Source organism: Streptomyces sp. NPDC059909 (genome assembly GCF_042730885.1).
Lineage (GTDB): Bacteria > Actinomycetota > Actinomycetes > Streptomycetales > Streptomycetaceae > Streptomyces.
In genome coordinates, this window is sequence record NZ_JBHWKX010000056.1 from 28,656 (window position 1) to 49,939 (window position 21,284).

Annotated in this window: 17 protein-coding genes and 1 pseudogene; 10 read left to right on the forward strand and 8 right to left on the reverse strand. The window is 73.2% G+C overall.

Annotated elements, in window-relative coordinates; translation table 11 throughout:
• Positions 1 to 9 precede the first annotated feature (9 nt).
• The 4 genes from ACFV9O_RS29480 (at position 10) to ACFV9O_RS29495 (ending at position 5,360) form a co-directional block, all read left to right on the forward strand.
• Complete coding sequence (locus tag ACFV9O_RS29480) at positions 10 to 741, forward strand: TetR/AcrR family transcriptional regulator (protein ID WP_385423081.1); 732 nt, start codon at positions 10 to 12, stop codon at positions 739 to 741.
• Positions 742 to 811: 70 nt separating this feature from the next.
• The gene (locus ACFV9O_RS29485; RefSeq protein WP_385423083.1) at positions 812 to 1,090 is read left to right on the forward strand and encodes a hypothetical protein; all 279 of its coding nucleotides are present in this window, start codon (positions 812 to 814) and stop codon (positions 1,088 to 1,090) included.
• A gap of 46 nt (positions 1,091 to 1,136) precedes the next feature.
• The gene (locus ACFV9O_RS29490; protein ID WP_385423085.1) at positions 1,137 to 3,548 is read left to right on the forward strand and encodes a PQQ-binding-like beta-propeller repeat protein; all 2,412 of its coding nucleotides are present in this window, start codon (positions 1,137 to 1,139) and stop codon (positions 3,546 to 3,548) included.
• A 621-nt stretch (positions 3,549 to 4,169) separates the two neighbouring features.
• Positions 4,170 to 5,360: an NlpC/P60 family protein gene (locus ACFV9O_RS29495; protein ID WP_385423087.1), complete on the forward strand. Its 1,191-nt coding sequence runs from the start codon at positions 4,170 to 4,172 to the stop codon at positions 5,358 to 5,360.
• A 286-nt stretch (positions 5,361 to 5,646) separates the two neighbouring features.
• On the opposite strand, the gene ACFV9O_RS29500 is transcribed toward ACFV9O_RS29495, so the two are convergent.
• Genes ACFV9O_RS29500 through ACFV9O_RS29520 form a run of 5 tightly spaced genes read right to left on the reverse strand, consistent with a single transcriptional unit; the run spans position 5,647 to position 11,297 of the window.
• Positions 5,647 to 6,900, reverse strand: a complete 1,254-nt coding sequence (locus tag ACFV9O_RS29500; RefSeq protein WP_385423089.1) for a styrene monooxygenase/indole monooxygenase family protein — start codon at positions 6,898 to 6,900, stop codon at positions 5,647 to 5,649.
• 15 nt (positions 6,901 to 6,915) lie between these two features.
• Positions 6,916 to 7,563: an ATP/GTP-binding protein gene (locus ACFV9O_RS29505; RefSeq protein ID WP_385423091.1), complete on the reverse strand. Its 648-nt coding sequence runs from the start codon at positions 7,561 to 7,563 to the stop codon at positions 6,916 to 6,918.
• Positions 7,544 to 7,960, reverse strand: coding sequence for a DUF742 domain-containing protein (locus ACFV9O_RS29510; RefSeq protein WP_385423093.1), 417 nt, complete (start codon positions 7,958 to 7,960; stop codon positions 7,544 to 7,546). The genes ACFV9O_RS29505 and ACFV9O_RS29510 overlap by 20 nt, the downstream gene beginning before the upstream one ends.
• Positions 7,957 to 8,445, reverse strand: a complete 489-nt coding sequence (locus tag ACFV9O_RS29515; protein ID WP_385423095.1) for a roadblock/LC7 domain-containing protein — start codon at positions 8,443 to 8,445, stop codon at positions 7,957 to 7,959. Before ACFV9O_RS29515 ends, ACFV9O_RS29510 begins: the two co-directional genes overlap by 4 nt.
• Positions 8,442 to 11,297 (reverse strand): nitrate- and nitrite sensing domain-containing protein, encoded by a 2,856-nt coding sequence (locus ACFV9O_RS29520; RefSeq protein WP_385423117.1) that lies wholly within the window; start codon positions 11,295 to 11,297, stop codon positions 8,442 to 8,444. The genes ACFV9O_RS29515 and ACFV9O_RS29520 overlap by 4 nt, the downstream gene beginning before the upstream one ends.
• A 376-nt stretch (positions 11,298 to 11,673) precedes the next feature.
• On the opposite strand from ACFV9O_RS29520, the gene ACFV9O_RS29525 reads away from it, so the two are divergent.
• Positions 11,674 to 12,465, forward strand: a complete 792-nt coding sequence (locus ACFV9O_RS29525) for a protein phosphatase 2C domain-containing protein (RefSeq protein WP_385423097.1) — start codon at positions 11,674 to 11,676, stop codon at positions 12,463 to 12,465.
• 46 nt (positions 12,466 to 12,511) lie between these two features.
• Here ACFV9O_RS29525 and ACFV9O_RS29530 read toward each other — a convergent pair whose 3' ends face one another.
• On the reverse strand, positions 12,512 to 13,006 hold the full coding sequence (locus ACFV9O_RS29530; RefSeq protein ID WP_385423099.1) for a MarR family winged helix-turn-helix transcriptional regulator: 495 nt from the start codon (positions 13,004 to 13,006) through the stop codon (positions 12,512 to 12,514).
• Between the two features lie 574 nt (positions 13,007 to 13,580).
• The gene (gene lon, locus ACFV9O_RS29535; protein ID WP_385423101.1) at positions 13,581 to 15,983 is read right to left on the reverse strand and encodes an endopeptidase La; all 2,403 of its coding nucleotides are present in this window, start codon (positions 15,981 to 15,983) and stop codon (positions 13,581 to 13,583) included.
• Positions 15,984 to 16,114: 131 nt separating this feature from the next.
• Here lon and ACFV9O_RS29540 point away from each other — a divergent pair, with 131 nt between their 5' ends.
• Positions 16,115 to 16,768, forward strand: a complete 654-nt coding sequence (locus ACFV9O_RS29540; RefSeq protein WP_385423103.1) for a GNAT family N-acetyltransferase — start codon at positions 16,115 to 16,117, stop codon at positions 16,766 to 16,768.
• Positions 16,769 to 16,888: 120 nt separating this feature from the next.
• Here ACFV9O_RS29540 and ACFV9O_RS29545 read toward each other — a convergent pair whose 3' ends face one another.
• Positions 16,889 to 17,668 (reverse strand): rhomboid-like protein, encoded by a 780-nt coding sequence (locus tag ACFV9O_RS29545; protein ID WP_385423105.1) that lies wholly within the window; start codon positions 17,666 to 17,668, stop codon positions 16,889 to 16,891.
• Positions 17,669 to 17,977: 309 nt separating this feature from the next.
• On the opposite strand from ACFV9O_RS29545, the gene ACFV9O_RS29550 reads away from it, so the two are divergent.
• The 4 genes and pseudogenes from ACFV9O_RS29550 to kgd all read left to right on the forward strand — a co-directional run.
• Complete coding sequence (locus ACFV9O_RS29550) at positions 17,978 to 18,703, forward strand: spermidine synthase (protein WP_385423107.1); 726 nt, start codon at positions 17,978 to 17,980, stop codon at positions 18,701 to 18,703.
• 84 nt (positions 18,704 to 18,787) lie between these two features.
• Complete coding sequence (locus ACFV9O_RS29555; RefSeq protein WP_385423109.1) at positions 18,788 to 19,531, forward strand: response regulator transcription factor; 744 nt, start codon at positions 18,788 to 18,790, stop codon at positions 19,529 to 19,531.
• Complete coding sequence (locus tag ACFV9O_RS29560; RefSeq protein ID WP_385423111.1) at positions 19,528 to 20,619, forward strand: ATP-binding protein; 1,092 nt, start codon at positions 19,528 to 19,530, stop codon at positions 20,617 to 20,619. The genes ACFV9O_RS29555 and ACFV9O_RS29560 overlap by 4 nt, the downstream gene beginning before the upstream one ends.
• A gap of 258 nt (positions 20,620 to 20,877) precedes the next feature.
• Positions 20,878 to 21,284 (forward strand): annotated as a pseudogene (gene kgd, locus ACFV9O_RS29565) (multifunctional oxoglutarate decarboxylase/oxoglutarate dehydrogenase thiamine pyrophosphate-binding subunit/dihydrolipoyllysine-residue succinyltransferase subunit); the annotation flags it as partial.

The window sequence follows — 21,284 nt, forward strand, 5'->3', positions numbered from 1 at the left end:
CTGCCCCGTATGACCCCGAGTGCTCCCGCGGCGAATCGCGCGTACCGGCGCCTCAGTGTGGAGGAGCGGCGCAGCCAGCTGCTCATCGCCGCCCTCACCCTGTTCGGGCACCGGGCGCCCGAGGACGTGTCGCTCGACGACGTCGCCGAGGCTGCCGGAGTGTCCCGGCCGCTGGTCTACCGCTACTTCCCCGGCGGGAAGCAGCAGTTGTACGAGGCCGCCCTGCGCAGCTCCGCCGACGCGCTCGTGCTGTGCTTCGCGGAGCCGCCCACCGCGCCGCCCACCGAGCGGCTCGGCCGGGTCCTCGACCGCTACCTCGTCTTCGTCGACGAGCACGACGCCGCGTTCAGCGCGCTCCTCCGCGGCGGCAGCGTCGCCGAGACGTCCCGTACCAGCGCGATCGTCGACGAGGTGCGGCGCGCCGCCGCCGAGCAGATCCTGGTCCACCTCTCGGTCCCGGACCCGGGCCCGCGGCTGCGCATGATGGTGCGCACCTGGATCGCCGCGGTCGAGGCGGCCTCGCTGATCTGGCTGGACGAGGACAAGCAGCCGCCCGCCGGCGAACTGCGGGATTGGCTCGTCGACCACCTCGTCGCCCTGCTGGCCGCGACCGCGGCCTCCGACGAGGAGACCGCGGGCGTCGTCAGGGACCTGCTCGCCCTGGAGACCCCGTCGGGCCCGGTCGGGGCGCTCGCCCGCCGGGTCCTTCCCGTCGTGGGCGACGCGGGCCACCTGCTGTAGCCCGTTTCCCGGGGGACACCCCCACCCCCTCCGGAACGACGTGACCGGGCACCTGCGCGAGACTGGGCGGGTGAAGAGCGAGAACACCCCCTTCGTCGGCGGCCCCCTGGACGGCCGGGTCCTGCCCGTTCTCGTCGGCCCCACCGGCAACCCCCCGCTGTGGTACGAGGTTCCGGTGCCGGACGACGCCGGCGGGCCGCCCACCGTGTACGCGTACCGGCGCGTACCGGCCGGCCACACCAAGCGGCTCGGGCTGCCGCGCGGCTGGCGGTACGAGTACGCCCCCGGCGGCCGCGAGCGCCGCACCCTCAACTGGCCCTGGTCGAAGCCGAAGCGCGGCGCACGGTGACCGAATAGGATCACCGCGGACCGCACCACCAGGGGGGAGCTCGCCGATGGAGCCGCTTCAGCACCACGATCCGCGCCGCATCGGTCCGTACACGACGCTGTCGCGCTTCCGCGAGTCCGCGAGCGCCGTCCAGTACGTCGCACACGGCGGTGCCGGCGACGCCACCGTCGTCGTCTCCCTCGCCCGGCCCGAGCTCGCGGCCCTGCCCGCGTTCCGGCGCCGCTTCGAGGCGGAGGCGCGCACGGCGGACCGGCTCGCGGGCGGCTGGGTGCCCGCCCCGGCCGGCGCGGCCACGGACGGGCCGGGGCTGTGGACCGCCTACGCGTACGTCCCCGCCCTCACGCTCGCCGAGGCCATCGCCCTCGCCGGGCCCCTGCCGGAGCGTGCGGTACGGATACTGGGCGCGGGCCTCGCCGAGACCCTCTCCCGGGTCCACGCGACCGGCACGGTGCTGCACGGCCTCACCCCGGAAACCGTCCTGCTGGCGGCCGACGGACCCCGGCTCACGGCGTTCGGCGCCCTCGGCGCCGCCGCCCACGCCCAGCCCGGCCAGGGCGGCGGACTCTCCGTGCGCCTGGCCTACCTCACCCCGGAACAGGTCGCGGGCGAACAGCCCGGCACCGCGTCCGACATCTTCGTCCTGGGCCTGCTCCTCGCCTACGCTGCCACGGGCACGACCCCGGCCCTCCCCGACGATGCGTCGCTCACGGCCGACGCCCCCGGACTGGGCGGTGTTCCCGAGGAGTTGCGCGACCTGGTGGCCTCCTGCCTCGCCAAGGACCCCTCCGCCCGCCCCACGGCCGGCACGGCCGCGGCGACCCTCGCCCTGGAGGGCGCGTCGGCCCTGGCCAAGGACGGCTGGCTCCCGGAGTCCGTGCTGACGGCCCTGTCGGCCCAGGCCGCCGCGGTGTCGGCGGCCCGGGCGCCCGCGGAGCCCGGCACAGGGCGGAAGACCCTCGCCCTCGGGGCCGTCGGCCTGCGCGTCGGCGACAAGGTCACCGCCGCACTGGGCATCCCGCGGGCGCGGGTGGGCGGGGCGGCGACCGGGCCGGCCGTGTCCGCGGCGCCCGCCTCCGCACCCGCGGTGGCCGCGGCGCCCGCAGTCGCACCCGCGGCCGCACCTGCTGTGGCGGCCCCCGCCGTGGCACCCGAAGTCGCACCCCCCGCCCCGCCCACCGGTCCCAAGTCCGACCTCACCGCCTCCGTGCTGGCCGCCAAGGCCGGGGCCGAGCGGCGGGTGGTGGTCGCCGGGGCCGTGGCCGGCGTGGCCGGACTGCTGCTCGGCGGGGGGATCGGCGTGGCCTTCGCCGGTGGGGAGGGCGAGCCCGCGGCCGCCCCCAAGACCCCGGAGAAGGCCCCCGAGCCCGTCCCCGGTGTGCCGCCCGCGCCCCTCTGGGCGTACCGGCACACGGGCAGCGGCCCCATCGAGGCCGCGGTGTGGCGCGACCGGGTCGTCGTCCTCGGTGACGCGCGCGGGACCACCGGCGTCGATCTGCGCACCGGCCGCCGCCTCTGGACCCAGTCGGACGCGCAGACCCCGCACCGGCCCCTCGTCGCGGGCGACAGCGTCTTCGTGATCGGTGCGGCGAACCTCCTGTGGCTCTCGCCGCAGGACGGCACCGTCCGGCACCGCGCCGCCGCCCCCGCGCACGTCACCTCCGTCGCCGCCGCCGACGGACCGGTCGTCTGGTTCACCGGGACGGCGGGCGCGGGCACGTACCTCTTCGCGTACGACGCCGTCGCCCGGAAGGAACTCTGGCGCGCCCAGGTCCCCAACGGCCGCGCCCGCGACGCGCTGCCGAAGTACCAGGGCGTCGCCGTGCGCCCCGACGGCATCCTCGTCCGGCAGGACGGCGGCTCGCTCACCCCGCAGCAGCGGAAGGCCGGCAAGGGCCTGGCGCTGTTCACGCTGTACGACCGGGTCGACGGCAAGCGTGTGTGGGGCAAGTACTTCACCGCCGTGCTGCCGGACACCACCGTCTCCGGCGACCCGGCGGGCCGGGTGTACGCGGCGGTCGGCGCCGGCCTCCACGCGTTCGACACGCGCAGCGCCAAGCGCGTGTGGCAGGCGGCCGGAGCCCCCGCCCCGGGCGCCACCGGCCGGAACGCCTTCGGTGAGGGCGTCGTCCACGACGGCACGCTCTACCTCGGCACCGCGCACCACCAGCTGTACGCCCTGGACGCGGCGACGGGCGTGGCGCGCTGGTCACGGCCTACGGAGGCGGGGGGCGGGGGGCGGCCGCGTGTGCTGCTCTCGTCGGGCGGCCGCACCGCGCTGGCGCTGGAGGCCACCCAGGTCACGGCGTTCCGTACGGCGGACGGCACCCGTCTGTGGAAGTTCCAGGACGCGGGCGGCAGCGCACCCGCGAGACCGGGCGGCTACCGGGGAGTCGTCGCGGGCCGCACGGCCGTCGTCTGGCGCGACAGCATCCTGTACGCGCTGCCTGTGGGCCACTAGGGGGTAGCCCCGCCGCCCCCTCGGGGGGTCCCCGCGCCTACGGCGGGCTTTCCCCCACCCCGCCCCTTCCCGAACTGGGGGCAAGCCCCCAGCCCCCCAATGGGGCTCCGCCCCAGACCCGTTTCGGGGCTCCGCCCCCGTGCCCCCTCCCCCTACCCTGGCGGGCGTGGGTGAGCCTTCGGGTGAGGCCGGATCACGGGGCTTCGCCCCAGCCATGCCCCTACGCCCTGGCGGGCGTGGGGCGACCCGGCGGGCTCGTCGGAGCCCGCGCGGCGATTGAGGGCGGACAGGCGGGCCGACCCGGCGGTACCGGCACACTTCGAGCCCGCCCGGCGCTTGAGGGCGGACACCCGGGCCCACCGCAGGGTGCCGGGCGCATTTCAAGGGCCGTTCCGGCGTTTGAGGACCGACACCCGGGGCCACCCCACGGTGCCGGGCACGTCCCGGGGGCTGAGGGCGGGGCCCCGAGCTCGCCGCGGACCACCGTGGCCAGTCGCCACGCCGCGGTGCCCGCCGATCGGCCCGTCGCGGGTGACGCTGCTGCGCCGAACCGGCCAGTCGGGCGTTCATCACACCATCACGGGCACATCATCGCTCCTGTGACCAACCGGAGGTGATGACGTGTCAGGCAGACTGCTGCGGACGATCTGCACGACCGCCCTGGCCGCCGCCACGGCCCTCGCGTCGACCACGGCCACCGCCCCCGCCCCCGCCGCCGAGCCGAAGCGCATCGCCGCACTGCTCACCGAGCTCCAGCAGCTGTACCGGCTGGCCGAGGAGGCCGGGGAGGCGTACAACGCGTCCGAGGAACGGCTCACGGCCCAGCGCGCCGAGACGAAGCGGCTGGGTGTCGAGCTCGCCGAGGCCCGCAACGCCCTGTACCGCGGCCGAAGCGACGCGGGCCGGCTGGCCCGGCAGCAGTACCGGGGCAGCTCCGCCCTCTCGGACTATCTGCAGCTCCTGCTCTCCCGCAGCCCGCAGCAGGCCCTGGACCAGGGGCATCTGATGGAGCGTGCGGCCCGCGACCGCCTCGCGACGATCGCTCGCCTGGAGCGGGGCGAGATCCGCGCCGACGAGCTGGCCACGCGCTCCCGCCAGGCCCTCGACGCCCAGCAGACGCTCGCCGAGGCGCGGCGTGAGCGGCGCGACGCCGCGCAGGCGCGGCTGAAGGAACTGGAGGAGCTGCTGACGTCCCTCACCGCGGACGAGCTCACCGAGCTGGCGGCGCTGGAGCGCACGGGCGCGCGGGAGGCGCAGACCGAGCTGCTGGACACGGGCGTGCTGGACGGCCCGCGGGCGCCGTCGGAGGAGGGCGGGGAGGCGCTGGAGTACGCCGTCGAGCAAGTCGGCAAGCCGTACGGGCCGGGTGCGGAGGGGCCGGAGTCGTTCGACTCCTCGGGCCTCGTCTCCCGGGCCTGGGCCGCGGCGGGCCGCGCCATCCCGCGGACCAGCCAGGAGCAGTGGGCACGCCTCCCGAAGGTGCCGTTGCGGTCACTGCGCCCCGGTGACCTGGTGGTCTACTTCCCAAAGGCCACACACGTGGCGATCTACCTCGGCGACGGCCAGGTCGTCCAGGCCCGCCCCGGCACCCGGGTCAAGGTCTCCCCCGTCGCCTCGAACCCGCTCCTGGGAGCCGTTCGCCCGGACCCCGGGGCAGCGTCCCTGAGCGGCTACACGCCGCCGGAACTCCCGGAGATCCCGGACGTCCCACCCGGAACGGCCGGGGAGGCCGGGGAGGCCGGGGAGGAGCGCCCCCTCCCTGGCCGCCCGACGGCCTCGCGACACGCGCCGCACGGGACCTCGCCCAGGTAGGCGTTCGCTCCTCGAGGTCGGAGAAGACCGACGGCCCCCGACCTGCCGAAACGCACATCAGGGGCCGTTGTCGGCACGTAGTCGCTTTCTGCCGACGCTCAAGGTGCTCCCACCGCGCACGGTGCGGCGGGAGCACCCGTCGGCCGCGACGGCGCTCCTGTCCCGGGAGTGCTACTCGCAACTGCCCGCGAAGGTCCACTCTTGCCGAGCCTCAGTCCATGACTCGCTCGGCGGTCGGGTACGTGGGCAGCTCTGCGCCCAACAACGACCGATGACGACTACCGGATCACTGGTCAGAAGCCTGAGCAGCCCCCGTCACGGAGCCCAGGTAGGCGTTCGTCCTCTCCGGGTCGTAGAAGAAGTTCTCGAAGTCCGCCGGGTCGTTGAACCCGTTCGCGAACCGGTCCGCCACCGGCTGGAGTTCGCCCGCTGCGCCGATCAGGTTGAGGACGTGCTCCGGCGGGACGCCGAGCATCGCGTTGGTCCACTTGGTGACGTGCTGGGCGGTGTCCCAGTAGCGGTCGAACGTGGACTGCATCCACTCCTCGTCGAACGGCTTGTCGCCGTGCTCCACGATCGACGCGAGGTACGCCGCGGCGCACTTCGACGCCGAGTTGGAGCCTTGGCCGGTGATCGGGTCGTTGGCGACGACGACGTCCGCGACGCCGAGGGCGAGCCCGCCGCCCGGCAGCCGGCCGATGGGGTTGCGCACGGTCGGGGCGTAACGGCCGGCCAGCGTGCCGTTGGCGTCCGTCAGCTCCACCTTCGTCGCACGCGCGTACTCCCAGGGCGTGAACTTCTCCATCAGCTCCAGCGTGAGGGAGAGGTGCTCGGCGGGGTCCTTCACGCCGTGGAAGACGTCGAGCGGGCCGCCGGGAACGCCCTCCCAGAAGAGGATGTCGGCGCGGCCGGACGTGGTGAGCGTCGGCATGACGAAGAGCTCGCCGACGCCGGGCACCAGGTTGCAGCGGACCGCGTCGTAGTCGGGGTGCTCGGGGCGCGGGCCGAGGCCGTGGACGTAGGAGACGGCGAGGGCGCGCTGCGGCTCGGCGTGAGGGGAGCGGGAGGCGTCGCGGCCGAACATGGACACCAGCTCGCCCTTGCCGGCGGAGACCAGCACCAGGTCGTACGTGCGGGAGAAGTAGTCCAGGTCGGAGACGGCGGCACCGTGGATGACGAGCTGCCCGCCGCGTTGGGCGAAGGTCTCCATCCAGCCGGCCATCTTGACGCGCTGGTCGACGGACTGGGCGTAGCCGTCGAGCTTGCCGACCCAGTCGATGACCCGCTGGGAGTCCGGGCCGGCGACGGAGACGCCGAGGCCCTCGATCCTCGGGGCCTGCGACTCCCAGAAGTTGATCTGGAGGTCGCGCTCGTGCTGGAGCGCCGTGTCGAACATGCACTGCGTGGACATGACCCGGCCGGACCGGATCTCGTCCGCCGTGCGGTTGGACATCAGGGTGACTTCGTAGCCCTGTGCCTGGAGGCCGAGGGCGAGCTGGAGTCCGGACTGACCGGCGCCGACTATGAGGATCTTCCGCATGGCGGGGCTCTTTCGTTACGGGGCGGGGACTGGACGGGGCTGTTCGGGGGTGACGTCGAGCGCGTGGCCCACGAGCGCGAGCAGCGACTCGATCACCGTGATCCGCTTGCGCGCGTCCATGATCACGATCGGCACGTGCGGGGGTACGGTCAGGGCCTCCCGTACGTCCTCGGCCTCGTAGGCCGGCGTCCCCTCGAAGTGGTTGACGGCGACGATGTAGGGCAGTCCGCAGCTCTCGAAGTAGTCGAGTGCCGGGAAGCAGTCCTTCAGCCGGCGCGTGTCGGCCAGCACGACGGCGCCGATCGCGCCGCGCACCAGGTCGTCCCACATGAACCAGAAGCGCGGCTGGCCCGGTGTGCCGAAGACGTACAGCACGAGGTCGTCGTCGAGCGTGATCCGCCCGAAGTCCATCGCGACGGTCGTGGTGACCTTGCCGGGCGTGGCGGTGAGATCGTCGGTCTCCTCGCTCGCCTGGGTCATCAGCGCCTCGGTCTGCAGCGGCGTGATCTCGGAGACCGACCCGACGAAGGTCGTCTTGCCCACGCCGAGGCCCCCCGCGACCACGATCTTGGTGGCGACCGGGGCGCGGCTGTGGTCGTTCTGCCAGGGCTGTACGTTCTCGTCCTCCACGACGGTGGGGAGGTCAGAGACGACGGAGTCCACTCAGCACCCTTTCGAGCAGCGCGCGGTCGGGCTGGCCGGTGCCGTACCCGTTCCCGTACACACGTATCTTTCCTTGGTCCGCCAGGTCGCTGAGCAGCACCCGGACGACGCCCAGCGGCATCTTCAGCAGCGCCGAGATCTCGGCGACCGTACGCATCCGACGGCAGAGCTCGACGATGGCCCGCATCTCCGGCATGACCCGGGAGGCCAGGTTTCCGTTCGTCAGCTCCTTGCGCTCGTCGGCCGCTTCGAGCGCGGCGACGAACGTCTCGACGAGGAGGACGTGGCCGAAGCGGGTGCGGCCGCCGGTGAGCGAGTACGGGCGGACACGAGCGGGGCGTTTGCCCTCGCCGCGTACGGGAAGCCGGGGGGCGGGTTCTGCGGCGGCGGACATCACTTGGCGCTCTCCAACGATTTGCGCAGCTCACTGCGGAGTTCGGGGGTGAGTACGTGTCCGGCGCGACCGACGAAGAGCGCCATGTGGTACGCGACGACGCCCATGTCGACGTCGGGGGCCGCGTTCACACCGAGCAGCGAGCCGTCGCTGATGGACATCACGAAGACGCTGCCTTCCTCCATCGTGACCATGGTCTGCTTGACGCCGCCGCCGTCCATCAGCTTGGCCGCCCCGATGGTGAGGCTGGCGATGCCGGAGACGATGGTGGCGAGGTCGGCGCTGGAGCCGCGCGGACCGTCCTGGCGTGCGCCGGTGGCAGCGGCGGAGGCGGAGTTGTGCGCCGGGTCGGACGACAGCAGCAGGAGTCCGTCGGACGACACGACGGCGACGGAGCGGACTCCTGGAACCTCCTCCACAAGGTTACCCAACAGCCAGTGAAGGTTGCGGGCCTCACTGCTCAGCCCGAATGTGCCGGTGGCGGTCAACTACGTGCCTCCTCGACGGTGTCCCCCGATTCCTCGCTGTGTTCCTGGTCTTCCTGGACGGTGATCCGGACGTTCTGCGTGGCTTCGGCGAGCTCCGCCTCGACGTCCCGGCGGCCGTCCTTCGCCCCCTGGTGGAAGCCGCCGAGGCGGCGGCGCAGCGCCTCCGCGTCGACGGACCTGGTGCGCTCCGTCGGCGCGGTGGCAGGCCCCACGATCCTGGGCGTGCGCTTGGGCAGGCCCTTGTCGGTGACCGGCTCGGTGACATCAGGGCCGGCTGCGCCCTCGATCCCGTCGAGCCCGTCGACGCCGTCGGCGATCCGCTCGTGGGTGTCGGGCTCGGGCGAGGGGTGCGGGAGGCGGACCTGGAGGGTGGCCTCGGGGGCGGTGGCCGGCTCCTGCACCTCGTTCGGCTCCTGCGCGGTGGCCTGCTCGGGCTCGCGCTCCGACGCCGACGGCTCCTCGGCGGTGGCCTCGACCTCGGCCCGGGCCTCCGCCTCCTCCGCCTCCTCCGCCTCGTTGACCGACTGCTCCGCCGCAGCGATCAGCGGATCGCGCCCGGCCATGCGGCCCGGCAGAGCGTTGGAGTTGGCCTCGGCGACCGAGCCCGGCAGGTTCAGCGCGGGTGCGGCGCCCGGGACGGGGGCCGTCTGCGGGGCGGCGGTGGGCGGAGCGGTCGGCAGCAGTGCCTGCGGGACGACGACGACCGCGGCGATCCCGCCGTGCTTCTGCTCGCGCAGCTGCACGCGTACGCCGTGCCGGCGCGCCAGCAGACCGGCCACCCTCAGCCCCAGGCCCTCCCCTTCCGTGTCTCGGGGGGCGGGCTCGGGGTCGGCGAGCCTGGCGTTGAACTCGTCGAGCCGGCCGGCGGTCATGCCGATGCCCTCGTCCTGGACGGAGAGCATCACCTCACCGCTCTCCAGCAGCCAGCCGGACAGCTCGACCTGGGCGTCGGGCGGCGAGAAGGAGGTGGCGTTCTCGAGCAGCTCGGCGACCAGGTGGCTGAGGTCGTCCGCGGCGAACCCGGCGACCTGTGCGTGCGGCGGCAACGACTGGATGGTGATGCGTTCGTACCGCTCGATCTCGCTGACCGCGGCGCGCATGACGTCGACCAGCGGCACCGGGTTCACATGGCCGTGCCCGTGCTCGGCCCCCGCCAGCACCAGCAGGTTCTCGCTGTGGCGGCGCATGACGGTGGCCATGTGGTCGAGCTTGAAGAGGGTGGCGAGGCGCTCCGGGTCCTGCTCGCGCTCCTCCAGCTTCTCGATGACACCGAGCTGGCGCTCGACGAGGCCGAGGGTGCGCAGCGAGAGGTTGACGAAGGTGTGGCTGACGGTCTCCCGGAGCTGCTCCAGCTGCTCGGTCACCTCGGCGACCCGGCCCTGGAGCTCGGCGCGCTGGGTGGCCAGTTCCTCGCGGGTGGCCGTGAGGTCGTCGTGCGAGGTGTCCAGCCGGTCGGCGCGCGCGGCGAGGTCGACGAGCTTTCCGTGCAGGGCGTTCAGGGACCGTACGACCTGGGCGAACTCGTCGTTGCGGCCGGTGAAGCGGACGGGCTCCTCGGCCACCGCCTCGGGCGAGGCGGCGAGCCGGGCGGCGCCGATGCGCAGGACCGCGAGCGGTCGGGTGAGGGTGCGGGCGACGGCCGCGGAGATGCCGATGGCGACGAGCAGGCAGCCGCCGAGGAGGGCGATGCGCAGCTCGAGGGCGGTGACGTCGTCGTCGCGCAGCTGCTCCAGCCGCTCGACCTGGGCGGAGGCGAGCGCGGACTCGACGCCCCGCATCTGCTCGATACGGTCGGAGAGGGACGACTCGAGCTTCTCGCGGTTGGACTTGAGGTCGCTCTCCGACAGCTCGGGCTGGTCGGTGAGGCGGGTGAGATAGCCCTCGGCGGTCTTGATGTCGGGGCCGGTGACCGTGGCACCGAGGCGGTCGCGGGCGTCGCTGCTCGCGGCCTGGTCGAAGTCGGCGAGCGCGGCGAGTTCACGGACGCGGGCCTGCTGGGCGGCGGCGCTCAGGACGCCCCGTGCGGCCTCGGTCTCCTTGTCGCCCTCGTCCTCGACGGGGAGCCCGGTGACGGGGTCGTAGGCCGGGCCGTCGTTCGACGGTCCGGGGACGGAGAGGGCGGCGAGCAGCAGTCCGCGGGTCGCCGACGCCTGCTCGACGGCGAGGCCGAGGGCGGCGGGCGCGCGGGTGGAGTCGGCGGCGCGGGCCGGGGTCTTCTCTGCGAGCTCGTCGGCGAGCGTGTGCAGCGCGGTGATGATGTCGCTGTACGCCTTGTACGCCTCGAGGGCGGTGCCCTTGCCGCCCATCGCGCTGCGCCGGACGGACGGCACGGTGGCGAGGCCGCGGGTCAGATCGGCGTGGTCGGACGGGATGTTGCCGCGGATCTCGTCGATCTGGCGGTCGACACGGGCGCTGCGGCTGCCGGAGACGGCCCGGCGGTCCTTCTTGGGTCCGGTCTGGTCGTCGCGGCCCGCCGCGATGTATGCGGTGACCTCGTCGCGCTCGTCGGCGATGGAGTGGGCGAGGGTGACGGCCTGCCGGTTGAGCTCGGCAAGGGTGACGAGTCCTTGGGACTCGGTCAGTTCGTCGGAGGTCGCGAGGACGCCCGGGGCACCGGCCGCGACGACGGTCAGGGAGACCGCCGCGACGCCGGCGACGAGCCGGCTGCGCACCCGGACGGATCGCCCGCCGGGGACCAGGCCCTCGCGTCCCGTTCCCGTGCCGGTGGGGGCCGGTCCGGCCTGGTAGGTCCCTGTGGGGTTCCCCGCGGTGGTCGCGGGGGTCGTCGCCTCCCGCCCCGAAGACGCCGTACCGGGCGTTACGCCCTTGCCCCGAGGCCGCTTCTTCTGCACCGGTGCTCGCATTCTCGACTCGTCCGCCCATGAAGCAGAGGTGACGGCCGGTCACAACACGAGAACGCCCCCACCCCTGGCACGGCTTACGACCATTCCAGCGCTTTTGGGAGGGGGACGCGCATCGGCCGCTCCGCCACCCGAACGAGTGAACAACACTCAGGAGTTGGTCAACAACTCGCCCAGGGGTGCGCTCCCCCCGCGTCCGGGGCACGGGCTGGAACTTCGGCCCGGGCTTTGGCAGGATGCGCGCCCGCAGCCCGTCGGAGTCGATCATTCCGGCCAAAAGCCGCTGGTCGCCCGGGTTGTCCAGGTCAATTGCGCGTTCTGGTGGGCTTCGTGAAGGAGTCGTGGCGGCTCGGGCAGACTGGGGATCATGCACTGTGCACTCGTCACCGAGCCCGGCGATCCCGAACGCCCCAACGAGGACTGGGCATCCGTCGCCGTCCCGGCCTCGGGCCAGGGCGGTTCCCTGGTGGTCCTGGACGGGGTGACTCCGCCGGCGGGAGATGTCGGTTGTGTGCACGGTGTGCCGTGGTTCACCGCCCGGCTCGGTGGCGCGCTGATCGAACTGTCCGGTTCGCGGCGGGATATTCCGCTGACAGAGGTTCTCGCGCTGTCCATCCGGCGCACCGCGGATGCCCACCGTGACACCTGTGACCTTTCTCACGTGCGAACGCCGCAGGCGACGGCCGTCGTCGCGCGCTGGGACGAGGAGTGGGTCGAGCACCTCGTCCTCTCCGACTCGACGCTGCTGCTGGAGTCGCCGGACGGGGCGGTCCGGGCCGTGCTGGACGACCGGCTGGACCGGATCCCGCGGGAGATCCTCCGCTCGCTGAGCGCGACCGACGCCCTGCGCAACCAGGAGGGCGGCTTCTTCACGGCGGCAGCGGACCCGGAGGTGGCGGGGCGCGCGGTCACGGGCCGTACGCCGCGCGCGGAGGTACGGGCGGTGGCGGCGCTCACCGACGGGGCGTCCCGCTGGACCGACCTCTTCGAGGAGGGCGACTGGGCGGACCTCATGGGGCTGCTCGGCAAGGAGGGCCCGCACGGGCTGATCGAGCGGGTGCGGGCGCTGGAGCGCGCGGACGCGGCCCGGGGCGGTGCACTGCGCTGGAAGACGCACGACGACGCGACGGCGGTGTACGCACGGCTGCGGGGGGCCTGACCCTGCGCCGCGGGGCTCAGCCGCGCGGACCTGTCCCTGTGCGGCCCTACGCGCCCTCCGCCCGCGTGTTGAGCTGGTGGAGCAGCCGGGCGAGTTCGCCGACCTCGCCGCGGTCCCAGTCGGCCAGCTTCCGTACGTAGCGCTCGCGCCGCGCGTTCCGTACCCGCCGGAAGCGGGCGAGCCCCTCGTCGGTGAGCCGGACGAGGGAGGCGCGACCGTCGGCCGGATCGGGCTCCCGGGCGACGAGGCCGAGTTCCTCCAGCGCGCGGAGCTGCCGGCTCATGGTCGCCTTGCCGACGCCGAAGAAGGCCGCGAGGTCGGTGGCGCGCTGCCGGCCCGACTCCTCGAGGCGCACGAGCAGCCCGTAGGCCGCGGGCTCCAGTTCGGGGTGGACCTCGCGGGCCATTTCGCCGGAGTTCGCGCGGGCGCGGCGCAGAAAGACGGCCAACTCGCGCTCCAGGGCGAGGAACTCCTGGAATTCGTGGTCCACACCACTCCCTCCCGTGGGCTCCTCTTCACTCCCCGTACCGCTTCCGTGCACGTCAGCACCCCTCGCACGCTTTCCCGACGATGAAAGTTTCTTTCGGTGGCGGCCGTTGCCGCAGCTCGGCCAGTATTTCGCAGGCGTAGACCAACGTCAGGGACCGGCCCCTCTTCCGCCGGAGGTTCTCGGCCCTTGGGAGCGGCCTCCGCCGCCTCTGCCGTTTCTGCCGCCTCCCCCGGGGACACGCCCGCCCGCGGCTCGGCCCACATGGGCATGGGCGTCGTCGCCCACGACGGCCAGGGTGGACTGCCGCGCGACAGCCGCGCCGTCCAGACGGAAGGCGTCGACGTCTCCAGCCCTCGGACGGGCCTGACGCTCGCCGTACCGGCCACACCCAGCCCGCCCGGCGCCTTGGGGGGCGGACACCCCGGGCACCACCCGGTACTGGTCACACCCAGCCCGTCCGCCGCTCGAGGACGGACACCCCGGCCCACCCGCAGTACGGGGCAACGTTCAAGCCCGTCCGGCGCTCGAGGACGGACACCCCGGGCGGCCACCCGGGTATCCGGCAGCCCCCCGGGCCCCGCCCTCGAGGGGCAGCGGGGCCCGGGGGGCGGCGCCCCGAGAGGGGTTACGCCGCCGCCGGGACGGGGAGCTCCGCCGGGGAGAGGGCGATCTCCAGGACCTGGCGGACGTCCGTCACCGGGTGGACCTCCAGCTTTTCCAGGACCTCCGCGGGGACGTCGTCCAGGTCCGCCTCGTTCCGCTTGGGGATCACGACGGTCGTGATCCCGGCCCGATGCGCGGCCAGGAGCTTCTGCTTCACGCCTCCGATCGGCAGCACCCGCCCGGTCAGCGACACCTCACCGGTCATCGCCACGTCCGTACGGACCAGCCGGCCCGACAGCAGCGACGCCAGCGCGGTCGTCATCGTGATGCCCGCGCTCGGGCCGTCCTTCGGGACGGCGCCCGCCGGGAAGTGGATGTGCACGCCCCGGTCCTTGAGGTCGGCCACGGGCAGTTCGAGCTCCGCACCGTGCGAGCGGAGGAAGCTCAGCGCGATCTGCGCGGACTCCTTCATGACGTCACCGAGCTGACCGGTCAGGGTCAGTCCCGCCGCGCCCGTCTCCGGGTCGGCCAGCGACGCCTCGACGTACAGGACGTCACCGCCCGCGCCCGTGACCGCGAGCCCGGTCGCCACGCCCGGCACGGCCGTGCGGCGCTCGGCCGGGTCCTGGGCGGACTCGGGGACGTGGTGCGGCCGGCCGATCAGACCGCGCAGATCACCCTCGCCGACCGCGAACGGCAGCTCCCGGTCGCCCAGTTCGTGCTGGGCGGCCACCTTCCGCAGCAGTCGCGCGATGGACCGCTCCAGGGTCCGGACGCCCGCCTCACGGGTGTACTCGCCCGCCAGCCTGCGCAGCGCGGACTCCTCGATGGTGACCTCGCCCTCGGCCAGTCCCGCCCGCTCCAGCTGGCGCGGGAGCAGGTGGTCGCGGGCGATGACGACCTTCTCGTCCTCGGTGTACCCGTCGAGCCTGACGAGCTCCATCCGGTCGAGCAGGGCCTCCGGAATGGCCTCCAGGACGTTCGCAGTGGCCAGGAAGACCACGTCGGACAGGTCGAGCTCGACCTCCAGGTAGTGGTCGCGGAAGGTGTGGTTCTGCGCCGGGTCCAGGACTTCGAGCAGCGCCGCCGCCGGGTCCCCGCGGAAGTCGGAGCCGACCTTGTCGATCTCGTCGAGCAGGACCACCGGGTTCATGGACCCGGCCTCCTTGACGGCGCGGACGATACGGCCGGGCAGCGCGCCGACGTACGTGCGCCGGTGGCCGCGGATCTCCGCCTCGTCCCGTACGCCGCCGAGCGCGACCCGGACGAACTTCCGGCCCATCGCGTGCGCGACGGACTCGCCGAGCGAGGTCTTGCCCACGCCCGGCGGGCCGACGAGAGCGAGAACCGCACCCCCGCGCCGCCCGCCGACCACGCCGAGCCCCCGGTCGGCGCGCCGCTTGCGCACCGCCAGGTATTCGGTGATCCGTTCCTTCACGTCGTCCAGGCCCGCGTGCTCGGCATCGAGGACCGTCTTGGCGCCCTGGATGTCGTACGCGTCCTCCGTGCGCTCGTTCCACGGCAGTTCGAGGACGGTGTCGAGCCAGGTGCGGATCCAGGAGCCCTCGGGGCTCTGGTCGCTGGACCGCTCGAGCTTCTCGACCTCCTTGAGGGCCGCCTCGCGGACCTTCTCGGGAAGGTCGGCGGCCTCGACCCGGGCGCGGTAGTCGTCGGACTCGTCGCCCTCGGACTCGCCGTTGAGCTCGCGCAGCTCCTTGCGTACGGCTTCGAGCTGGCGGCGCAGCAGGAACTCGCGCTGCTGCTTGTCGACGCCCTCCTGGACGTCCTTGGCGATGGACTCGGCCACGTCCTGCTCGGCGAGGTGCTCGCGGAGCTGTTCGGTGGCGAGCTTGAGCCGGGCGACGGGGTCGCCGGTCTCCAGCAGCTCCACCTTCTGTGCGGTCGTCAGGAACGGCGAGTACCCGGAGTTGTCGGCGAGGGCCGAGACGTCGTCGATCTGCTGGACGCGGTCGACGACCTGCCAGGCGCCGCGCTTCTTCAGCCAGCTGGTGGCGAGCGCCTTGTACTCCTTGACCAGCTCGGTGACGGAGCCCGGCAGCGGATCCGGGACGGTCCCGTCGACGCCGATGCCCTCCACCCAGAGGGCGGCGCCGGGACCGGTCGTGCCCGCACCGATGCGCACACGGCTGCGCCCGCGGATCAGGGCACCGGGGTCCCCGTCGGAGAGCCGGCCGACCTGCTCGACGGTGCCGAGCACGCCCGTCGCGGCGTACGTCCCGTCGATGCGCGGCACGAGCAGCACCCTGGGCTTGCCCGGCTGGGACCGAGCGGCGGCCTGGGCGGCCTCCACCGCGGCCCGTACGTCGGGGTCGGACAGGTCGAGCGGTACCACCATCCCGGGCAGCACGACCTCGTCGTCGAGCGGCAGCACAGGCAGGGTGAGCGGTGTGGACGTCGAAGCCATGATCTCCCCTTCGGCAGTCAAGTTGAGCTATGCCGACTCAATGCAGGAGGGACGCCGGATGTTCCCGGGCCGGTGTTCGCTGTGAGCGATCGCCGATGCCGGATCGCGTGAGCAGCCGATGTAATAAGCACATGACAGATTCATCCATTACCGATGCGATACGGGCCTGGGTGGACGGCTGGGTCGTCTCGCGGGGGGCCGCGGAGCCCGTCGCCGAGCCCTGGGGCTTCACGATCGATGTCGGACTGCCCCGGCACACCACCCGCCACGTGCTCACCGACGGCGGGGCCGGCGCCGTCCGCAAGGTCGCCGCGGCAGCCAGGACGCCGGGCCGCCGGCTGAAGGTGTTCGAGGACCCGGAGAGGGTTCTCGCCTGGCTGGGGCCCGACTGGACGCCCGACGAGCCCGGGTTCCTGATGAGGGCGCAGCTGCGGCGCGAGGAGGCCGTGCTGCCCGCCGGGCACCGCCTGCGCACCTGGACGTACGGGAACGTGACGAAGGTCCTGGTCACGACGGACGACGGGACTTTCGCGGCACGCGGACAGATCGCGCGGGGCGGCGCGGCGCGGCCCGCGGTCGTCGACCAGATCGAGACCGCCCCCGGGCACCGGCGCAAGGGCCTCGGCAGCCTGGTGATGCGCACGCTCCAGAACGCGGCCGTCGAGGAGGGCGCCACGGCCGGGGTGCTGGGCGGGACACCCGACGGACGGGCCCTGTACGAGGCGCTCGGGTGGCGGGTGCTCGCGCCGCTGGTCAGCGTGTGCTACGACCCGAAGACACCCTGAGACACCTTGAACGCGGCGGGTGACCCGGGCGCACGGCGGAGCCGTAAAGCAACCCGGAGCCGCGGCCAGGTGTTCATCAGCCGCCCGGCCCCGTGCCGCCGCTCGTGTCCGCGTCCGCGGCTACGCCCGCACCCGCGCCCACCGGCGTACGACCGGCAGGCTCAGGACTCCGGCCAGGAGAGCCAGCGGATGGCCCCAGTCGGTGAGCGGGTCCTCGTACGCCAGGAGGTCTCCGAGCAGCACGACCGACACCCACCCCAGAACCACCGTCCGCACCATTGGCGTGAGCAGCCCGGCCAGCGCGCCTACGCAGGCCAGGAGGCCGAAGCTGATCCCGTAGTCGAGGCGGTGCAGAGACGTTTCGGGCAAGCTGCCCGCCGCGACGGAGAGACCGACCGGGATCTCCGTCGCGAGGGTCGCCGCCACATGCCCGCCCAGGAACACGGCCGCCGTGCGCCACGCCCCGATCCGCCGCTCCAGCGCGGTGAGGACGAGCACGAATCCGAGTGCGTACGGGGAGGCCGGTCCGCCCGTGACCCACAGGGCGCTGGCGACGAGCACGAGCAGCGGCGTCGAGGTGAGATGGGCGACATCCGTGCTGGAGCCGCGCAGCAGGGCGGAGACGGTGGCCGGATCGCCGTACTCCGCGTGCACCGAGGTCGCGACGAGGACGAGCCCGTACCAGAAGGTGAACGGCGCCCCGGTCGGAGTGGGGAGGAAGCGGACGAGCCGCCGCCACACAGCCGGGCGCGCCGGAGCGGGCGTTCGGTCGCGTACGGGCAGCGGCGGTACCGGGGCGGACGACGGCGACGACGCGGATGAGGTTCTCCGACTCGGGATTCCGCCCAGCGGTTCGGGACCGGCCGTCCCGGCCGGCTGGGGTGACTCAAGCCGCTGCACCGCGGAAGGCTCCTTCGCATCGACTCCGTACCGACATCGACCTGGTTGTCGACAGCCCCCCGACCCTGCCCAGCCAACGCGATCATCACGCACCCCGTCCATGACCTGCGCCACACCGGGCAACCGGCCCACCGGAGCCGCGAAGACGACGCGCCCCGCGGCCGCGACCGGCCCCGGGCCGGTGGAGCGGACCCACTTGACCGAGCCCGACGCCAAGTCCTCCGCCGGGGAACGCACTTGTCTCGCGTCCGGGGGAATCCTGGGGAAACAACGCAGCGCCCGTCCGCACGCTCTCGTAATCTGCTGTGCATGGTGATGCCAAGCAATCTGTCGGCACCCCGCACGCTCGACCGGCGCGAAGGACCGTACGGCGAGGTCGTCCTGCGCGAGCGCGGCGGCCCGGACGGCCGGGTCGTCCACGAGATCATCGCCAACGGCTGCTTCCTGATGGACACCTCGGACGGCCGCTCGGAACGGCTGCTGGTCGAGGCGGCGCTGCGGGTCCTGGCCGGCCGGCCGGACCCGCCCACCGGACCGGCCCCCCAGCCGCCCGCCCTGCTCATCGGCGGGCTCGGTGCCGGATTCTCGCTGGCCCATGCCGCCGCCGACCCCGCCTGGGGCCGGATCGCCGTCGTCGAGCGCGAGCAGGCGATCATCGACTGGCACCGCAGGGGACCGCTCCGCGCGATCTCCGCCGGCGCGCTCGCCGATCCACGGACCGTGATTCTCCACACGGACCTCGTCGCGTACGTCCACAACACTTCCGACACGTACGACGCGCTCTGCCTCGACATCGACAACGGCCCCGACTGGACCGTCACCGAGGACAACGAAAACCTGTACTCACCTGCCGGACTGGCCGCCTGCGCAAGGCGGTTGAGGGCAGGCGGAGTGCTCGCCGTGTGGTCGGCCCAACCCTCAACCGATTTCGAGGAGTCATTGCGGAATGCCGGATTCAGCGGGGTAAGGACCGAAGAGGTCCGCGTTGCCCGAGGCGTACCTGACGTGGTCCACCTCGCTGTTCGCCCTGCGTAGCCGGGAACCGATCGATGCCTTTACGCTGACTGACCTGACACACCGATCTACACGCAGCTCGCAGTGCGCGACAGGGGCGGGGCGATGGAGCAGACACACACCAGCAGCAACGGCGCCGCGTCGTACTCGACGGCCAGTGCCCAGCGCCGGGTGCTGGTGGTCGAGGACGACACCACCATCGTCGAGGCGATCGGGGCGCGGCTGCGCGCCGAGGGCTTCCTGGTCCAGACGGCGACGGACGGCCCGGCGGCGGTCGACGCCGCCGAGGCCTGGCAGCCGGACCTGATGGTCCTCGACGTGATGCTGCCCGGCTTCGACGGCCTGGAGGTCTGCCGCCGGGTGCAGGCGCAGCGGCCGGTACCGGTCCTGATGCTCACGGCCCGCGACGACGAGACCGACATGCTGGTCGGGCTCGGTGTCGGCGCCGACGACTACATGACCAAGCCGTTCTCGATGCGTGAACTCGCCGCCCGGGTGCACGTCCTGCTGCGCCGGGTGGAGCGGGCCGCGCTGGCCGCCGTGACGCCGCGCAGCGGCATCCTGCGGCTCGGCGAGCTGGAGATCGACCACGCGCAGCGCCGGGTCCGCGTCAAAAGCGACGACGTGCATCTCACCCCGACCGAGTTCGACCTGCTGGTCTGCCTGGCGAACACCCCACGTGCGGTCCTCTCGCGCGAGCAGCTGCTCGCGGAGGTCTGGGACTGGGCGGACGCGTCGGGTACGCGTACGGTCGACAGCCACATCAAGGCGCTGCGCCGCAAGATCGGCGCGGAGCGGATCCGTACCGTCCACGGCGTCGGATACGCCCTGGAGACCCCGGCGCCATGAGCCGGCTGAGCCGGCTCAGATCCGAGCTGGGGTCGGTCGAGATATCGATCAAGACCAAGCTCGGCGCGCTGGTCGTGGTGTCGGTGCTGATCACCTCGGGGCTGGCGCTGGTCGCCTTCAGGACCGGGGCCGAGCTGCGGTACATCACCGTCTTCGCGATGATCACCACCCTGCTGATCACGCAGTTCGTGGCCCATGGCCTGACCGCGCCGCTGGACGAGATGAACACGGTCGCGAAGTCGATCTCCCACGGTGACTACACCCGGCGGGTGAGCGGCGCCGACCGGCGCGACGAGCTCGGCGACCTCGCGAGCACGATCAACCGCATGGCCGACGACCTGGAGGCCGTGGACCGGCACCGCAAGGAGCTCGTCGCCAATGTCTCCCATGAGCTGCGCACCCCCATCGCGGCGCTGCGCGCGGTGCTGGAGAACGTCGTGGACGGTGTCTCCGCCGCCGACCCCGAGATGATGCGTACGGCGCTGAAGCAGACCGAGCGGCTCAGCCGGCTCGTCGAGACCCTGCTGGATCTGTCACGGCTCGACAACGGTGTCGTACCGCTCAGGGCACGGCGCTTCGAGGTGTGGCCCTATCTGTCGGGCGTGCTGAAGGAGGCCAATCTGGCCGCCGGGCGGCGCGGGCTCTCCTCCGGTTCCGGCAGCCACACCCGCAAGGACGTGCATCTGCACCTCGACGTGTCCCCGCCGGAGCTGACGGCGCACGCGGACGCCGAGCGGCTGCACCAGGTGGTGGCCAATCTGATCGACAACGCCGTGAAGCACTCCCCGCCGCACGGCCGGGTCACGGTCCGGGCCCGGCGCGGCCCCCAGGCGGAGTCGCTGGACCTGGAGGTGCAGGACGAGGGTCCCGGCATCCCGGAGTCGGAGCGGCACAAGGTCTTCGAGCGCTTCAACCGCGGCAGCGTCCCGTCTCCGCACGGTCCCGGCAGCGACGGCGGTACGGGCCTTGGCCTGGCGATCGCGCGCTGGGCCGTGGAGCTGCACGGCGGGCGCATCGGAGTGGCCGAATCGGCACGTGGTTGCCGAATTCAGGTCACTCTTCCGGGAATCCCTCAGCGGCGCGGTTGACGTAGGGTTCGAACCGGAGGCCCACACGGCGAGTGTGGGCAGTCAAGGGTGCGGGCCACGGGGCCGCAGCCGCGGTCACGCGTACCCAGTTCGAAGGGAAGCCCCGCTTGTTTCCCGCCATTTCCTACGCCGAAACCGACTGGCTGGTGTGACTTAGGCGACGAAGGCCACGCCCGGCCTGCACCTCCCGGCCGGGGAGGCGTAGCCTTTATTTCCGCTGTCCATCACCTTGTGAAGCGGAAGAGGGCGGTTGCCGCCGTGTCGTCTCAGTCCCCCAGTAACTCGAGCACTTCGACCGACCCTGACGGGCAGGGGAAGAACCCCGCTGCCGCGTTCGGTCCCAATGAGTGGCTCGTCGACGAGATCTACCAGCAGTACCTCCAGGACCCGAATTCGGTCGACCGTGCCTGGTGGGACTTCTTCGCCGACTACAAGCCGGGCGGCGGTACGGCCGCGTCCGGCGCCGCTGCCGCGGGGGCAGCGGTGCCCACGACTCCCGCCCCCGAGGCCACGCCGACGCCGAGCTCCGCACAGGCTCCGGCGCCCGTGACCCCCGCGGCTCCGGCGGCCCCCGCTGCCCCGGCAGCCCCCGCTGCCCCGGCAGCCCCCGCGGCTCCGGCAGCCCCCGCGGCTCCCGCCGCCGCCCCGGCCCAGCCCGCGGCCTC

Excerpts from the sequence above, each read along its gene's own strand:
- ACFV9O_RS29480 (WP_385423081.1), top strand. The coding sequence starts at position 10 with ATGACCCCGAGTGCTCCCGCGGCGAATCGCGCGTACCGGCGCCTCAGT.
- ACFV9O_RS29490 (WP_385423085.1), top strand. The coding sequence starts at position 1,137 with ATGGAGCCGCTTCAGCACCACGATCCGCGCCGCATCGGTCCGTACACG.
- ACFV9O_RS29500 (WP_385423089.1), bottom strand. The coding sequence starts at position 6,900 with ATGCGGAAGATCCTCATAGTCGGCGCCGGTCAGTCCGGACTCCAGCTC.
- ACFV9O_RS29525 (WP_385423097.1), top strand. The coding sequence starts at position 11,674 with ATGCACTGTGCACTCGTCACCGAGCCCGGCGATCCCGAACGCCCCAAC.
- lon (WP_385423101.1), bottom strand. The coding sequence starts at position 15,983 with ATGGCTTCGACGTCCACACCGCTCACCCTGCCTGTGCTGCCGCTCGAC.
- ACFV9O_RS29540 (WP_385423103.1), top strand. The coding sequence starts at position 16,115 with ATGACAGATTCATCCATTACCGATGCGATACGGGCCTGGGTGGACGGC.
- ACFV9O_RS29550 (WP_385423107.1), top strand. The coding sequence starts at position 17,978 with ATGGTGATGCCAAGCAATCTGTCGGCACCCCGCACGCTCGACCGGCGC.
- ACFV9O_RS29555 (WP_385423109.1), top strand. The coding sequence starts at position 18,788 with ATGGAGCAGACACACACCAGCAGCAACGGCGCCGCGTCGTACTCGACG.
- ACFV9O_RS29560 (WP_385423111.1), top strand. The coding sequence starts at position 19,528 with ATGAGCCGGCTGAGCCGGCTCAGATCCGAGCTGGGGTCGGTCGAGATA.